The following is a 14633-nucleotide window of genomic DNA, read 5'->3' on the forward strand; positions in this document are numbered from 1 at the left end:
CAAGAAATAAAAAAGCGGCCCTTAATTATTGACCGCTTCTAGGCTCACTTAGCTTAAAGCTTAAGCTTTTCTGCAACATAATCAGAATCTTTATCTCCACGACCAGAAAGATTAACTACGATCATGGTTTCTTTTGGTAGCTTTGACGCCTCACGGATAGCCCAAGCCACAGCATGTGAGCTTTCAAGCGCAGGAACAATTCCTTCAACACGTGATAAAGTCATAAACGCATCTAAACACTCTTGATCGGTTGCAGTGCTATATTCAACACGCCCTAAATCTTTTAAGAAACTATGTTGTGGTCCAACACCCGGATAGTCTAGACCTGAGGCAATAGAATGTACGGGTAAAGGTTCACCAGCTTCATTTTCAAGAACATAACAAGCCATACCATGAATTTGGCTTGGTTTGCCTAGGGTTAGAGTTGCTGAGTGCATATTCGTCTCTAACCCATGTCCAGCAGGCTCAACACCAACCAGTTTCACATCTGAATCATTTAAAAATGCAGTAAAGGCACCAATTGCATTTGAACCACCACCAACACATGCCACGACATAATCCGGATTTTTACCAAAACGGTGATTCGTTTGCTCTTTAATTTCATTACCAATGATCGATTGGAAATCTCGAACCATTTTTGGAAATGGATGTGGGCCAACTACTGAGCCAATCGCATAAATAAAATTTTTAGGGTCTTTTAAATATTCTTCAAATGCGCTATCTACAGCATCTTTTAAGGTTGCTGTACCGCGTGTTACCGATATCAAATGAGCACCCAAAATTTTCATTTTGACCACATTTGGATGTTCTTTTTCAATATCTACTTGCCCCATGTGGATTTCACATGGAATACCGACTAAAGCACACGCTGTTGCAAGAGCAACGCCATGTTGACCTGCTCCCGTCTCTGCAATTACTTTCTTTTTGCCCATATATTTAGCAAGTAAAGCTTCACCTAAACAGTGATTAATTTTATGGGCACCCGTATGATTTAAGTCTTCGCGCTTTAAATAAATTTGTGCACCGCCTAACTGCTCAGAAAGACGTTTAGCATAAAATAAAGGACTAGGACGGCCTACATAATTTGAAAAGAGGTCTGCTAATTCATTTTGAAATTCAGGAGCATGGCGAATTTCTTCATAAGCAATATTAATTTCATCCATCGCTTCTTTTAAATGTGGAGGAATGAATTGCCCTCCATACTCTCCGAAAAATCCTTGTTCATTTGGCAAAGCAATACCATTAATTTGATGCTGCATATCATCCCTCTTTTTTAAATTATTAAAGTTATCAAGCTTATCGAGAAAGGTAACGCGTTAGATCTTCAATGCCTTTTAGAGTCATTGGGTACATATGATTTTCAAAAATCTCTTTAATCCAGCCAATAGTCTGAGTGTAATGCCAATACCCTTCTGTTTCAGGGTTTAACCATGCTGTTTTATCAAAATGCTGACGCAGGCGACGTAACCAGACATCACCAGCTTCATCATTCATATATTCAACAGACCCACCTACCGATTTCAGCTCATACGGTGCCATACTAGCGTCACCCACGACAATTACACGATAATCACGTCCATAAGTATGAAACAGATCCCATGTATTCATGCGGGTCGCTGTTCTTCGATAGTTATCTTTCCATACATAGTCATAAAGACAGTTGTGGAAATAAAAATATTCAAGCGTTTTAAATTCAGTTTTGGCCGCACTAAATAACTTTTCACATTGGGCAATATGGGCATCCATCGAACCGCCCACATCAAACAACATCAGTACTTTTATTCGATTGCGTCTTTCAGGCACCATCTGAACATCAAGAATACCTTGTTTGGCTGTTTCACGAATTGTCCCATCAACATCTAACTCTTCAGCCGCACCTTGGCGAGCAAATTTGCGTAAACGCCTTAAAGCGATTTGCATCTGGCGAGTACCAAGAACTTGGTCGTCATCTAAGTTTCGGTATTTGCGCTGTTCCCAAACTTTAACCGCCGAACGTTTACGACCCGGCCCACCAATTCTGACACCTTCTGGATGATCACCAAAAGCCCCAAAGGGTGAAGTCCCGCCTGTGCCAACCATACGGTTACCACCTTGGTGCTTTTTATGCTGTTCGCGTAAACGTTCTTCCAGCATTTTCATGAGTTCTTCTAAAGACCCTGCCTTTTGAAGCTCTGCTCTTTGCTCTGGTGTTAAATGCTTCTCGAGAAGTTCTAAATCGAACCAGTCTTTTGGCAACTTATGAACTTGCTTGAGTAACTCATCAATATCAAAGGTTTCTATGCCATCAAAGTAATCTTTCATGGCACGGTCGAACTTATCAAAAAAGCGCTCGTCTTTAACTAAGATAGTTTTAGCAAGCTGATAGAACTCTTCTTGATCGGCAAAAACTAGCCCTTCACTCACCGCACGATTTAAGTCAATGAGTTCACGAGTCGTAACAGGAACACCGTATTTACGTAAGGTGTAAAATAACCGCACAAACATGGGTTATTCCCTCCCTTAACGTCGTGACATGAAAGCCAAACGTTCAAGCAGTTGTACATCCTGCTCATTTTTGATGAGCGCGCCATACAAAGGTGGAATCGCTTTAGATGTATCTCGATTACGCAATACATCTTCTGGCATATCATCTGCCATAAGCAGACTCAACCAATCAATTAGTTCAGATGTAGATGGAGGTTTCTTTAAATTAGGAATTTCACGTAATTTGAAGAACACTTGAAGCGCTTCATTTACTAATGATGCAGAGATATTTGGAAAGTGTACCGATATAATCTCACGCATTGTTGCTTCATCTGGAAACTCAATGTAGTGAAAGAAACAACGACGTAAGAAAGCATCTGGTAATTCTTTTTCATTATTTGAAGTAATAATGACGATTGGACGCTGCGTAGCTATAATCGTTTCACCTGTTTCATAAACATAAAAAGACATCTTATCAAGTTCATGTAACAAGTCATTTGGAAACTCAATGTCTGCTTTATCAATTTCATCAATTAACAGGACACAACGCTCTTCGCTGGTGAAAGCTTCCCACAATTTACCGGGTTTAATATAGTTCTTAATATCGTAAACACGATCATCACCCAGCTGACTGTCACGCAATCGGGACACAGCATCGTATTCATATAAACCTTGCTGCGCCTTAGTCGTTGACTTGATATGCCAAGTAATAAGTTTTAAACCAAGACTTTCTGCCACTTGCTCGGCTAGTAAAGTTTTACCTGTGCCTGGCTCACCTTTAACCAATAAAGGCTTTTGCAAAGCACGGGCAGCTTTTACAGCAAGTTTAAGACTGTCAGTCGCGATATATTGATCTGTACCGGTAAAATGTTGGGTATCAGCAGACATGTAGAGACCTTATTTTTCTATTTCAATGGTTAGATGGAACGCATGCTTTTGTTTGTTATATATTTTGACCAACAATAGCCAATAACCAAACCTAGACCCACTACAAACAGAATTAAGGATAAATTTGACCAGATTAAAGGACTATCTTTCGTTAAAACACCAAAAAGCAATCCAAAAATAGCTGGTGCTACAGATGCATTAGGTCCTTCAGAAACGGTCGGTGTCAGTAAAACAGCAAACACAACTAACCAGCTTATTGCGCCAAAAGTAGTAGGTAGGCGGCGCATTAAACGCCACCAGCACCACAAGGCAATAATAGCGCCAACGCCATAAGCTGATAAAGCAATGATCTCTTCAGGAATTGCATCGAGAGAAGAAAGTAATTGATTTAAAATTCCAGCTTGATCTTCACGCACCACGTAAGCCCTCTGGTTCAACTGCATTTGGGTTAATTAACCCTTCTGGTGGCATCTGAATAAAGAAACCTTTTGTTTGTAATGAGTCTAGAACATGTAAAACATTTACACGCGCTAATTTACGTGTTGGAGCTAACTCTAAATGCATGACAAACGTTGCACGACCAAATGCTTGCAAAACAGCTTCTGGAACTTTTTCAAACGGATCGGTTTGCTCCGTTTCATCAGGATAGTTTGGTCGAGCAATATAAATGTACATTTCATCTTTCTTGCTCGATCTATAAATATCACAGTGCATTTCAAATCAACTCTTGAACTAAGGACAGCATACATGAAAAAAAATGACAGACACACGCAGGTTTGTTTACGCGTCAGTCGTTTTTTCTTTTCTTACGAAATATTAACCTACAACAAACACTAAGGTCGATAAATAACTTTTATTTTCCAAAGTTTTAAATTTCCAACCCTTATTAAGTGTTTAATTTTACATAATAAATCTTTAAAACTACTTTTATAAAATAGAAAAATTACATTTTAAAAACAATAAAATTGAAGGTTAAACAAACTCAAATAATTTTAATTTATTGAAATTCATAATCTTACGCTAAATAAAAAATTAATATACCCCTCAATAAAGTTCAACTTATGCATACACGATAAGACATTATTTAACCGAATTTAGTTTTGGATATGTTTCAATAATAAAAGATCTTAAAAAATATGGAGGTCTATGCTATGTCTCGTGGCGACAAATCATCTTATACAGCAAAACAAAAGCGTCAGGCTAAACATATTGTTGAGAGTGAAGTAGATAGAGGTCATTCTCAAGAAGAAGCTGAACGTATCGCATGGTCTACCGTCAACAAACAAGATGGTGGTGGTAAGAAAAAATCACATTAGAAACGATGATTTGATACTTCTTTAGTTAAGTTTATGACTAAAGAAGTATCTTTCCCTGAACCCATCAAAGCTTTTAAAATACTCTTGAGCCCTGCATGTAGTCGTGACTTACTTGATTTAAAGCACTTAAAATTCTGCTGTTATCTTGAGTAAGTAAGGCTTCATTTAGACAATTCATATAATTGATTAAAATTTCTTTTGAAGTTCGAGCAAATTCACTTGTTACCGCTTCATCTTCATACAAAATCACATAACTACGGGCAAATCCATAGATAAGATAAGTAGCTGCGTTTTCGTTTAAGTCAGAAGATTGCTTGAGAGACTGTTCGCAGGCATTTTTTAAGTTTTTAAATGCATCTGTACCAGTAGATTGATTTTTGAAAGATGAAAGTATTGTTTGGAAATTCATATCCACATTCCACTCAAAAAGTAAAGCTACAGAACAAGAATTTAACTGTCAAATAATATATTGTTTTATATGAATTTAAATTGTAAAAAAATATAAGAAACGCCCTATAATATGGGCGTTTTATTGAATAAAAAACTTAAAAACTCACCTCAATATTGACTGTTGTGCCAGATTGTTCAATATGGGTTGAAACATTGAAACCTCGTGTTTTTAGCTCTTCCTCTACCAAAGTAATATGTTCCGGATGTAAAGCATCTATTGGAAACTGGAAAACTGCTCGACGCTTCCCTTCCTTTGAGATTGCCTCAGTGCCAGATAAGATTTTTTCTAACAGTTTTGTTTGATCTATTTTCACATCTTTAGCATTTTTTTTAGCTTGTTCAGCATTAAAATTATTAGTCATATTTATCTCTCTAATTATTGGTTACTTTAATTTATAGCATAAAAAGCAATCTCAACATTAACTTATTATTGATTTTAAAAACTTTTTAAAAACTATAGATATAAAATTAGAGGCCTACTCTCCCCGAGTAGGCCTCTATATTTCTGCACTGAAATAAACTTATAGTTATATATTGTTTATTTAGAAATTGTTTTTCTTGTTGCCAAGAATATACAGACCTGTATATATACGCAATTGAATTTTTCTCACCAATACAGTTAATTTAATTCAGCATTGCCCTATAAAAACTAGAATTATCCTATTTTTATAATCATATACTTCATAAAACCACACAATTATAAATTCAAACTAAATAAAAAGCTTTATTTATAAAAATAAACTTATAAATAGGCTTTATTTTAAAGTAAAAGTAATCACTTTCATAAGGATAAATATTGATCAATTAAACTTTTTAAATACTAAAAAGTTAATTTTAAATAAGACGCCTTAATAAATCTAAAATAAAAAGCTTGCTTTCTCTTCTTTAAACAACTGAATAAGTGGTTTAGTTAATAATTCGTAGCGCCAACCTAATAAATAGTCAGGTAAATCCTGCTCATCACCTTTAGAAATCACATGTAGATGAATCGCATTTAACCATTTCTTACGAAGCAGAACTTCTTTAGGGATAGAAGTCTGTTCTATCGCATTTGCGATTAACGCCTCCATCTTTTCTAAGGTTTCTCTTGACGTAATTTTAAAAGGCTTGGCAATCTTAGCTGGCCATTGTCCTTCTACAGGCAGATCTTTTATAAGATCAAGAATAGTTTTTCCATACTCACGAACAATATTTGGACGTATATCTTTTACTTGCGAGAGCTGGAAATTATTACGTGGATTTTTTTCAACTAAATCAATCATTGCCGAATTTCTAAGAACAAAACTGCGTGGCTGATTTGTTGCTTTAACAACATATTCACGCCATTCGCTTAATTTCTGTAATTGCATTAACTGACGGCGTGAATGACGATAATTACCAACATCGGTATATAACAACGGCGTTGGAGTTTCACTAATAATTTCTTTAGTTAGACTTCTGCAATCTTCCAAAACGTAATCATAGAGCCCTTTTTGCTTAAGCTGGTCTTTAATATGATTTGCCAATTGCATGAGATATAAAACATCGTTTGCTGCGTAACATAACTGTTGAGGAGACAAAGGTCTTGCTAACCAGTCAGACCGAGTTTGGTCTTTTTCAATATCAATCTCTAAACAAAGCTTCAAAGCACCTTGATAACTCACTTGTAGGCCATGCCCCAAAAAAGACAGTCCAACTTGAGTATCAAAAACATTTAATAGGTTCTGTTCATCCGCATAATGGTAGATTAAATCGATATCCTCACCACATGCATGAAAAATATTTTGTTGAGCAAGAAAGACTTTTTTCCAAAACTGGCTTAAATCTAGTGACACTCCATCCAACAGATATACATTTCCGTTGACATTGACTTGACATACTCCAAGTTTAGGCCAAAGGGTATCAACCTTAATAAATTCTGTATCAAGTCCATAAATCGAACATTGATCCATTTGTTGAAGAACATCAACCAATTCGGTTTGCTGTTGGATAAACTGAAACATGCTTTCTCAAAATGCAAAGAGTGCTTTAAACTCTGGTATATATAACATAGGAATAGAAAAATGCTACTGAATCCTTGATGAATAATCTATTTTTGAACAATTTTCATAAAAAGCGCTAGTTTTTTGATCATTTATTTTTATGTTTACAGTTTTAAGGGTTTATAAAAATTATATTTTTAAAAAATCTTTTTTAATTTAGATATTCAAAAACTAATATTAAAAAAATATGTTGATGTCTTTTAAAAAGATTTTTTTAATAATATTACTTATTGATTAAAAAATTTGAAATAAGCACCTGAGTACTTATTTCATCCGCATCCGATTATGAACAGCTTGACTTAATGTATGGCTGTCAACATATTCAAGTTCACCACCTTGTGGTACCCCTTGAGCAATACGTGTCATTTGAATAGGTAAATGTTTAGTCGCTTCAACTAAATAATGTGCTGTCGCTTGACCTTCAACCGTAGCATTAGTAGCCAAAATGACTTCTTCTATCTTACCTTGGCTTAAGCGCTGGATCAGATAAGGGATACCTATTTCTTCAGGTCCTATACCATCCAAGGGAGAAAGATGCCCACCCAAGACATGATATTTACCTCGAAAACTACCGCTTTGCTCAATCGCCATTACATCTGCTGGTGATTCAACCACACACAATACTTGGTCATCTCTATCAGTTGAGGAGCAAATATCACAAATTTCATGTTCAGTCAGAGAGTGACAAACACTACATTCGTGAATATAACTTGATGCCTCATGTAGAGCATGGGCTAACGCAAATGCACCTTCACGGTTCTTCATCAAAAGATGTAAAGCCATGCGTTGAGCCGACTTCGGTCCAACGCTAGGTAATATACGTAAAGCTTGAACGAGTTGTTCAAATCTATCACTAAACACTGATGATCCTTAGAACATGCCCGCTAAGCCAGGTGGTAAGCCCATCCCAGAGTTAGCTTTTTGCATTTTTTCTTCAGAAATCACTTCTGCTTGACGAACAGCATCATTAACCGCAGCAGCGATTAAATCTTCAATCATATCTGGTTCATCTTGCAGTAATTCTGGATTAATTTCGATACGTTTTACGATATAACGGCCAGTCATCGTTACTTTAACTAAACCACCGCCTGCTTCCGCCTGTACTTCAGTTTGAGCAAGCTCTTCTTTGGCCTTTTTTATATTTGATTCCATATCTTTTTGCATGCGCTGCGCTTGCTGCATAAGCATATTGATATTCATAAACCTAACTCCGTATCTCTATCAAATAGGATTGATAGTCACATAACACTTGAGAACTTAAACTCTTTTGGTACCCCTATAGATCGTTAAAATCATTGGGGTCAGTACGTTTAAGTCAAAATCAATCCGCAATTCTGACACAATAACTTAATGTTTTCTATTGGTATCTATGAAACTATTTTCGATTGCTAATCCATTTAAAGCTTTTAATAGATAACTTTAACTGGATCAGCAAGTACTAGAGTTTAAGATAATTTATTGCGAGGCCTGTAGGTTTTTATTGTCAGGTTTATATTCATTTAAAGGCATTTTTTGAAAAGAAGAATTCGCTTTTTCTATTGAAAGATCGGCATCTTCAACTGATTTGTTCGCATCATTAATTAATAATACAGTTTCGCTGATCTGTGTCGGTTCATCCTTTTGGGCAAATACTCTATATCCAACTAAACCAATTGCCCCTATAGCGACTAAAATAATTATAGGTTTAAGCATGGTTAACACTCACTTTGTTATTTTTATTAAATTTAGAACTTTTATACGTTGTGATTTTAGATTCATTTATAACAAAATGTAGTCTTTTTATTGCGATTGTTGCTTATGAGTAACACCTCATTTAAAGAAAAGCCACACTAAAATAAGTATGGCTTGTCTTAAATACATAAATTATTTAGATTAAATCTAATCCACGAGAAATATCACGAATAATATCGTTAATATCTTCTAAGCCAACTGAAACTCGGATTAAACCTTCCTGAATACCTGCAGCTTGTTTTGCTTCAGCAGAAAGTTTGCCATGAGTTGTTGTGGCAGGGTGTGTAATCGTTGACTTCACATCACCTAAATTGCCAGTAATAGAAATAAATTTCGTGTTATCAATGACCTTCCATGCACCTTCACGCTCACCTTTAACAACAAAGGAAACAATTCCCCCAAAACCGTTTTGCTGTTTTTTTGCAAGTTCATGTCCTTCGTGAGCTGGAAGTCCTGCGTAATAAACTTCCTGTACGTTTTCATGTGTAGATAACCATTCAGCAAGTTTTTGTGCATTTTCACAGTGCGCTTTCATACGCAAATTTAAGGTTTCTAAGCCCTTTAAGAATACCCATGCATTAAATGGGCTCATAGAAGGACCTAGAGTACGAACAACACCAAAAACTTCTTCTAGGAGTTGATGATTACCTACCACTGCTCCACCGAGGGCACGGCCTTGACCATCTAAATATTTAGTTGCCGAGTAAATCACAAGGTCTGCACCAAATTTTAATGGTTGCTGTAAAACAGGTGTACAGAAACTATTATCAAGTGCAAGTAATGCGCCGTTTGCGTGTGCGATATCTGCAAGTGCTTGAATATCAGCTATTTCAGCTAATGGATTAGAGGGTGACTCAACAAATAATAGTTTAGTTTCTGGACGTACTGCATTTTTCCATGCATCTAAATCATTTAGATCGACAAACGTAATATCTACACCAAACTTCGCAATATATTTTTCAAATAAAGCAACTACTGAACCAAAAACTGCTCTTGAACAAATGACATGATCACCAGCTTTTAGATAAGCCATAGCAACTGACAGAATTGCGCCCATACCAGAGCTCGTTGCAACTGCACGCTCAGCGCCATCTAAAGCTGCCAGTCTTTTTTCGAACATCGATACAGTCGGATTAGTGAAACGCGAATAGATATTGCCTTGAACCTGACCAGAAAATTTTGCAGCCGCTTCCGCAGCGTTTTCATAAACAAAAGATGAAGTCAAAAAAATAGGTTCGCCATGTTCACCCTCAAAACTGCGTGTATGTCCGGTACGAATGGCTAAGGTATCAAGTTGGTATTCTAAATCATCAGACTGGTGCATTAATGTTCGCCTTTACTGGTCATGTACTAAAAACTATCATCATTTTGAGTGCCTAAGGTATTTAAGGTCAAGGTAAACCTTAAAATTATCGCTTAGACTTCAATCAATCTTTAGTATAGTTGGTAAAATAAGATGAATCGCTTAAAGTCCCTCGTCTCAGACCAAAGTCAAATCAAGCACCTCTCTACCCGACTATTTCACCCTAAGACATTGGTGTTATCACAAAGCACACCCTACGAAGTCATTGGTCAATTTAATCAAACTCGTGTTCGTTATTACGCGGCTACCCAAAAAAGCTTTAAAGAGCCATTAGTATTTGTCGCACCTTTGGCAATCAATATGGCTATTTATGATTTATATCCATACCGTTCGCTTATTAAATATTTTCAAAACTCAGGTTTTGACGTATATCTTGTCGATTGGGGGCATTTAGGTTTTAAAGATAGGCATCTTAACTTTTTATCGTTTATTGAAGATTTTATTCCTAAAGCGATAGAGCTTGTTCGTACACATTCAGGTAGCGAGCAAATTTCTCTACATGGATGGAGTATGTCTGGCATATTCGTGACCTTATATACCGCACATAATCATCCAAATTATGTTAAAAATCTGATGGTGTTAGGCAGTCCAATCGATAGCTATGCTTCTGGCCAAATTGGAAAGCTCTATCGCAGTATAAATCACTTTATTGGTCGCAATAAGAAACTTCAGGAACGGATTTATTCAGGTTTACCTAAACATTTGATTCATACGCCTGGTATTTTAAATTCTTTAGGCTTTAAAATTCTTGATCCTAAAGGCTGGCTTGATGGGCACATTCAATTACTTAAAAATTTAGATGATCTTCAGTTCGTACAAGAGCATGCCACCTTAAGTAGTTTTTTAAACAATATGATTGATTATCCGGGTGGGATTAATCAGGATATGTTATTCAATGTATGGCTACAAAATCCGCTGAAGCAAGGTTCTATTTTATTAAAAGACAAAAAAATTGAATTAAAAAATATAGATTGCTCTCTTTTAGTGGGTGCAGGTCGTGGTGATCAACTCGTAACAGCAGATGCGGTTTATCCATTAAGTCAGTTGACGAATAGCCAAGATGTCACCTTTACTCTCATTCCTGGTGGCCATTTGGGACTCATGTCAAGCCAGGCAAGTGCTCAAGAGTTTTGGCCAAAGCTTGCTGCATGGTTAACTGAACGTTCAACAAAAATTTAAAAAAAAAAAGCTCTTGCTTGAGCGCTTTTATTTGACTTTTTCCATGAAATTTACCTCATGAGATGAGGCACAGATAATAATTTCATCACCAAGAGACCACTCAGCAGCTCGGGCTGCCATTGCTGCGGGTACTTCTTGGGAGCCGGGTCCCGCAGGTACGTTATAGGTCGCATGTGCATCATGTGGTAAAAGTACTCCATAGCCTAGCTCTAGACCAGCACGAGCAGTAGCCGCTACACACATTTCGGATAATAACCCACAGATTGCAAAGGTTTGTACCCTGCTTTTATTTAAAATCTGCTGAAGAGGCGTACCATCAAATCCATCATCATCATGTTTTCTTAATACGATTTCACCTGCTTTGGGTAAGAAAAATAGCTCCCAACCTGGTTGAAATGGTTCATCTGCTGTGCCTATATCACCATCATTTTGAAGAAAAATGATAGGTGCCTTCGCCAAACGCGCTTTAGATATTAAAGTATTAATTGCCAAAAGAAGTTGTTTTGATGCTGGAACAGCTTCATTGCCTGATACAAAAGCTTTTTGTACATCCACTACAATTAAAGCATCAACTAAGTTATTGTGAATTAAAATTTTTATCTCCTCACGGCTTAAACAGCCCATCTCATACGAACTTTATAAAGATATGAGCAAACTATTTCAAAGTCTTTAGGTTATTAAAGATTTTTCATATTTCATACATCTTGAATTAAAACTAGAAAGCTATCTTTTTAAATACAAAATACCCGACCTTACTTTCAAAGCTTCCGTCTTTTTGGATGTTAAAATATTTTTTTACTATATCTGATGCATTTTCTTGAAGATATTTAAGCGTTTTTATTTGATCTTCGGGAGTTTTCATACGTTTTACCCAACTCTCAAACTCTAATATTAGTGTTTGCTTATCCAAGGCCGTCAATTCAAAACCTGCATCTTCTATAAAATAAACCCATTCTTTAATGCTGTAGTTTCTTACATGACTCGGGTCGCGAATAACTTCTAGAGTCTGCAAAAATGTATCTAAAATAGGAAAGCTTGAGCTAATGATATCGACAAAAATGACTGTACCATTAGGTTTTAAAACACGGTTTATTTCTTTCATTGCTGTAGGTACATGCTGCCAATGATGGGCAGAGTATCGGCTAATAATTACATCAAACTGCTCATCAGTAAAAGGCATATCTTCGGCAATACCCTGCTGTACAAAGATATTCTTTATTTTTCGGTCATTTGCAGCTTTTGAAACAGTGTCGAGCATTTCATGAGATAAATCATAAGCAAAAACAAGATCGGCGTAGTTAGCAACGTTATACGCTACGTGTCCACCCCCACAACCTAAATCTAAAACTACGGCATTTGAATATTTTTCAAGTTCCTTAATAAATTTATCAAACTCAACTCCTTCAGAGTGAGCTTTACTATTTAAATAACTTAAAGACTTATTTTGATACTGTTTTAAATTTATCTCATGTTGGTTAAACATTGCTTATCCCTCTTCTCCAATCAGCTAAACATAAAAGAAAAGGTAGATAAAAAATAATGATTAGTTTTTAAATAATTAATAAAATAAAGTTATAAATAGATTTGATATATTTTTAAAATTAAAGGTGAGCCCACAATAGCTTAAAAAAAGAAACCACCAATTGGTGATTTCTTAAATGAAAGCTTGAGAGTTCTATTTCAACGTTACTTCGCCTGAAATTTGATGTTGAACTTTCTGACCTGTTTTCTTAAGTCTGGATTAGAAGGCATAGTAAAAGGGCTTGCACGCCATATCGCTTTTTCAATGCTTGATTTAAATTTTTGGTCTTCTTTATCCAAGAAAATAATTTGCTCAATCTCACCACTATCACTTAAAAAAACTTTAACGCTTGCACTCATTCCTACCGAAGAAGGTGGAATATCCCAAGTCCGTAAAATTTTTCTTTGATATTCTTGCTTATATTTTTGAGCCTCTAAAAGAATTTTATCATCAGTATTTTTAACTGGAGATAATGATTTAGAGTTAATTGCACACCCACTTAATAAAAATATAGAAGTTAAAATAATGATACTTTTCATTTATAAAACCAATTTTTTCAACGATTAAAATTTAACACTTTGTTTTATTAAAAACTACCTAATAGATAGTTCTTCTATTGAATAGCGATCTCTAAATACGTTCCCAGTTACTTTTATATTTGAGCTCGTCTATAGAACTATTTAGTTTAACTATTCAATCTCTGTATTAAGCACCTTTTAAAATGATATTTTATAACGCGAATTTATATTGGAATGCTCAGGCATATCAGCAATATCTTGTTCAGTGAATATGCCATGTTCAAGTACTTTAGTTCCATTAAATGCCGTATTAACAGGAGTAACCGGTGACTTACTAATATAGTTTTCATCGGCTTTGTGTGTTAACGCTGTACAGCCTTCTAGTCCAAATCCTGTCATCAATATAAATAAAAATTTCTTCATTAAATTCACCAATAGTTATAAAAATCATACAATCTAACAAACTGAGCTTTAATTGTCACATTTTTACAACGCTGTAGGGCAAGTGAAAACTTAGAGGAATGTAAACTAATTTGCATAAATTGTTAAATTGTGTAAAATACCTAAATAATTTAACGATATGTTTTCACTTATGGTTTTTCTACTTTTTTTAGTTTTATTATTTACATTCGTACTTCTTTTAAACGTTCATTACAAACAATAGAAGTCCTTATCTGTCATTCATCCTGGATGCATGTCCTTTTATTTAAAAATAAAAATTTATTGCATAAACTTAAATTGGCTATTTGAGCCTATAGTTTTATAAAAATAAAAAAAGCCCGCTTTGTAAGCAGGCTTTACCCTTTTGATTTTTTGCGCTGATCATTCAGGACTTTTGCTGTTTGTAACAGCGTTCGGATATTACACTTATACTTAAAAATTAAAAAGACTAATGTTATTTAAACTGATGTTTTTACTCATCAACTTCGATTGGATCACCATCTTCAGGACGAATATGTCGCGTTCCATCATCGGCAGGATCAACACTAGACCCATCTTTAGTAATTGAGTTGTACATTTCATCCTCTTTTTTATCATCCGTGAATTCTTCATCTTCAAAATCAAGAGGCTCGTCATCATCTTCAAAATTTAGAGGCTTTTCTTCATCTATCATGTGAACCATCCTTCTTAAACTATGTATTTTCATGCTCAAATAAACGTGAGACATATTCAACAGCAAAC

Annotated in this window: 19 protein-coding genes; 2 read left to right on the forward strand and 17 right to left on the reverse strand. The window is 35.5% G+C overall.

Annotated elements, in window-relative coordinates; all coding sequences use genetic code 11:
• Positions 1–53: 53 nt before the first annotated feature.
• From trpB to ABLB96_RS12095, 5 genes are read right to left on the reverse strand one after another with little or no spacing between them, the layout of a single operon-like run.
• Positions 54–1259: a tryptophan synthase subunit beta gene (gene trpB / locus ABLB96_RS12075; RefSeq protein WP_348897074.1), complete on the reverse strand. Its 1206-nt coding sequence runs from the start codon at positions 1257–1259 to the stop codon at positions 54–56.
• A 37-nt stretch (positions 1260–1296) separates the two neighbouring features.
• Positions 1297–2484 (reverse strand): VWA domain-containing protein, encoded by a 1188-nt coding sequence (locus tag ABLB96_RS12080; protein WP_348897075.1) that lies wholly within the window; start codon positions 2482–2484, stop codon positions 1297–1299.
• 15 nt (positions 2485–2499) lie between these two features.
• Complete coding sequence (locus tag ABLB96_RS12085; protein WP_348897076.1) at positions 2500–3351, reverse strand: MoxR family ATPase; 852 nt, start codon at positions 3349–3351, stop codon at positions 2500–2502.
• Between the two features lie 29 nt (positions 3352–3380).
• The gene (locus ABLB96_RS12090) at positions 3381–3767 is read right to left on the reverse strand and encodes a hypothetical protein (protein ID WP_309454558.1); all 387 of its coding nucleotides are present in this window, start codon (positions 3765–3767) and stop codon (positions 3381–3383) included.
• Positions 3760–4020 (reverse strand): YcgL domain-containing protein, encoded by a 261-nt coding sequence (locus tag ABLB96_RS12095; RefSeq protein WP_253611761.1) that lies wholly within the window; start codon positions 4018–4020, stop codon positions 3760–3762. Before ABLB96_RS12095 ends, ABLB96_RS12090 begins: the two co-directional genes overlap by 8 nt.
• 482 nt (positions 4021–4502) lie before the next feature.
• On the opposite strand from ABLB96_RS12095, the gene ABLB96_RS12100 reads away from it, so the two are divergent.
• A complete protein-coding gene (locus tag ABLB96_RS12100; protein ID WP_000086293.1) occupies positions 4503–4667 on the forward strand; it encodes a hypothetical protein in 165 nt (54 codons plus the stop codon).
• Positions 4668–4740: 73 nt separating this feature from the next.
• Here the strand turns inward: ABLB96_RS12100 and ABLB96_RS12105 are convergent, their stop codons facing one another.
• The 7 genes from ABLB96_RS12105 to ABLB96_RS12135 form a co-directional block, all read right to left on the reverse strand.
• Positions 4741–5076 (reverse strand): hypothetical protein, encoded by a 336-nt coding sequence (locus tag ABLB96_RS12105; protein ID WP_348897077.1) that lies wholly within the window; start codon positions 5074–5076, stop codon positions 4741–4743.
• 136 nt (positions 5077–5212) lie between these two features.
• The gene (locus ABLB96_RS12110; RefSeq protein ID WP_348897078.1) at positions 5213–5479 is read right to left on the reverse strand and encodes a hypothetical protein; all 267 of its coding nucleotides are present in this window, start codon (positions 5477–5479) and stop codon (positions 5213–5215) included.
• Between the two features lie 495 nt (positions 5480–5974).
• Positions 5975–7099: an HRDC domain-containing protein gene (locus tag ABLB96_RS12115; RefSeq protein WP_348897079.1), complete on the reverse strand. Its 1125-nt coding sequence runs from the start codon at positions 7097–7099 to the stop codon at positions 5975–5977.
• Between the two features lie 303 nt (positions 7100–7402).
• Complete coding sequence (gene recR, locus ABLB96_RS12120; protein WP_348897080.1) at positions 7403–7999, reverse strand: recombination mediator RecR; 597 nt, start codon at positions 7997–7999, stop codon at positions 7403–7405.
• Between the two features lie 9 nt (positions 8000–8008).
• Entirely contained in the window at positions 8009–8338 is a 330-nt protein-coding gene (locus ABLB96_RS12125; protein ID WP_309454552.1) for a YbaB/EbfC family nucleoid-associated protein, read from the reverse strand.
• A 255-nt stretch (positions 8339–8593) separates the two neighbouring features.
• Complete coding sequence (locus ABLB96_RS12130; protein WP_348897082.1) at positions 8594–8830, reverse strand: hypothetical protein; 237 nt, start codon at positions 8828–8830, stop codon at positions 8594–8596.
• Positions 8831–9005: 175 nt separating this feature from the next.
• Positions 9006–10193, reverse strand: coding sequence for an O-succinylhomoserine sulfhydrylase (locus tag ABLB96_RS12135; RefSeq protein WP_348897083.1), 1188 nt, complete (start codon positions 10191–10193; stop codon positions 9006–9008).
• Between the two features lie 132 nt (positions 10194–10325).
• Between ABLB96_RS12135 and ABLB96_RS12140 the strand changes: the two genes are divergently transcribed.
• Entirely contained in the window at positions 10326–11411 is a 1086-nt protein-coding gene (locus ABLB96_RS12140) for an alpha/beta fold hydrolase (protein ID WP_348897084.1), read from the forward strand.
• 27 nt (positions 11412–11438) lie between these two features.
• Here ABLB96_RS12140 and ABLB96_RS12145 read toward each other — a convergent pair whose 3' ends face one another.
• The 5 genes from ABLB96_RS12145 to ABLB96_RS12165 form a co-directional block, all read right to left on the reverse strand.
• Positions 11439–12035 carry an isochorismatase family protein gene (locus tag ABLB96_RS12145; RefSeq protein ID WP_348897085.1) on the reverse strand — a complete coding sequence of 199 codons (597 nt, stop codon included), beginning with the start codon at positions 12033–12035 and terminating at the stop codon, positions 11439–11441.
• Between the two features lie 91 nt (positions 12036–12126).
• The gene (locus ABLB96_RS12150; protein ID WP_348897087.1) at positions 12127–12894 is read right to left on the reverse strand and encodes a class I SAM-dependent methyltransferase; all 768 of its coding nucleotides are present in this window, start codon (positions 12892–12894) and stop codon (positions 12127–12129) included.
• A 203-nt stretch (positions 12895–13097) separates the two neighbouring features.
• Positions 13098–13472, reverse strand: a complete 375-nt coding sequence (locus ABLB96_RS12155; RefSeq protein ID WP_348897088.1) for a cell envelope integrity protein TolA — start codon at positions 13470–13472, stop codon at positions 13098–13100.
• A 177-nt stretch (positions 13473–13649) separates the two neighbouring features.
• Positions 13650–13874, reverse strand: coding sequence for a hypothetical protein (locus ABLB96_RS12160; RefSeq protein WP_348897089.1), 225 nt, complete (start codon positions 13872–13874; stop codon positions 13650–13652).
• Between the two features lie 490 nt (positions 13875–14364).
• The gene (locus ABLB96_RS12165) at positions 14365–14565 is read right to left on the reverse strand and encodes a hypothetical protein (RefSeq protein ID WP_106466107.1); all 201 of its coding nucleotides are present in this window, start codon (positions 14563–14565) and stop codon (positions 14365–14367) included.
• Positions 14566–14633 lie beyond the last annotated feature (68 nt).

Origin of the sequence: Acinetobacter sp. XH1741 (genome assembly GCF_041021895.1) — a bacterium.
Lineage (GTDB): Bacteria > Pseudomonadota > Gammaproteobacteria > Pseudomonadales > Moraxellaceae > Acinetobacter.

Excerpts from the sequence above, each read along its gene's own strand:
- ABLB96_RS12115 (WP_348897079.1), bottom strand. The coding sequence starts at position 7,099 with ATGTTTCAGTTTATCCAACAGCAAACCGAATTGGTTGATGTTCTTCAA.
- trpB (WP_348897074.1), bottom strand. The coding sequence starts at position 1,259 with ATGCAGCATCAAATTAATGGTATTGCTTTGCCAAATGAACAAGGATTT.
- ABLB96_RS12160 (WP_348897089.1), bottom strand. The coding sequence starts at position 13,874 with ATGAAGAAATTTTTATTTATATTGATGACAGGATTTGGACTAGAAGGC.
- ABLB96_RS12165 (WP_106466107.1), bottom strand. The coding sequence starts at position 14,565 with ATGATAGATGAAGAAAAGCCTCTAAATTTTGAAGATGATGACGAGCCT.
- ABLB96_RS12105 (WP_348897077.1), bottom strand. The coding sequence starts at position 5,076 with ATGAATTTCCAAACAATACTTTCATCTTTCAAAAATCAATCTACTGGT.
- ABLB96_RS12130 (WP_348897082.1), bottom strand. The coding sequence starts at position 8,830 with ATGCTTAAACCTATAATTATTTTAGTCGCTATAGGGGCAATTGGTTTA.
- ABLB96_RS12135 (WP_348897083.1), bottom strand. The coding sequence starts at position 10,193 with ATGCACCAGTCTGATGATTTAGAATACCAACTTGATACCTTAGCCATT.
- ABLB96_RS12080 (WP_348897075.1), bottom strand. The coding sequence starts at position 2,484 with ATGTTTGTGCGGTTATTTTACACCTTACGTAAATACGGTGTTCCTGTT.
- ABLB96_RS12150 (WP_348897087.1), bottom strand. The coding sequence starts at position 12,894 with ATGTTTAACCAACATGAGATAAATTTAAAACAGTATCAAAATAAGTCT.
- ABLB96_RS12125 (WP_309454552.1), bottom strand. The coding sequence starts at position 8,338 with ATGAATATCAATATGCTTATGCAGCAAGCGCAGCGCATGCAAAAAGAT.
- ABLB96_RS12100 (WP_000086293.1), top strand. The coding sequence starts at position 4,503 with ATGTCTCGTGGCGACAAATCATCTTATACAGCAAAACAAAAGCGTCAG.
- ABLB96_RS12155 (WP_348897088.1), bottom strand. The coding sequence starts at position 13,472 with ATGAAAAGTATCATTATTTTAACTTCTATATTTTTATTAAGTGGGTGT.
- ABLB96_RS12110 (WP_348897078.1), bottom strand. The coding sequence starts at position 5,479 with ATGACTAATAATTTTAATGCTGAACAAGCTAAAAAAAATGCTAAAGAT.
- ABLB96_RS12145 (WP_348897085.1), bottom strand. The coding sequence starts at position 12,035 with ATGGGCTGTTTAAGCCGTGAGGAGATAAAAATTTTAATTCACAATAAC.
- ABLB96_RS12140 (WP_348897084.1), top strand. The coding sequence starts at position 10,326 with ATGAATCGCTTAAAGTCCCTCGTCTCAGACCAAAGTCAAATCAAGCAC.
- ABLB96_RS12085 (WP_348897076.1), bottom strand. The coding sequence starts at position 3,351 with ATGTCTGCTGATACCCAACATTTTACCGGTACAGATCAATATATCGCG.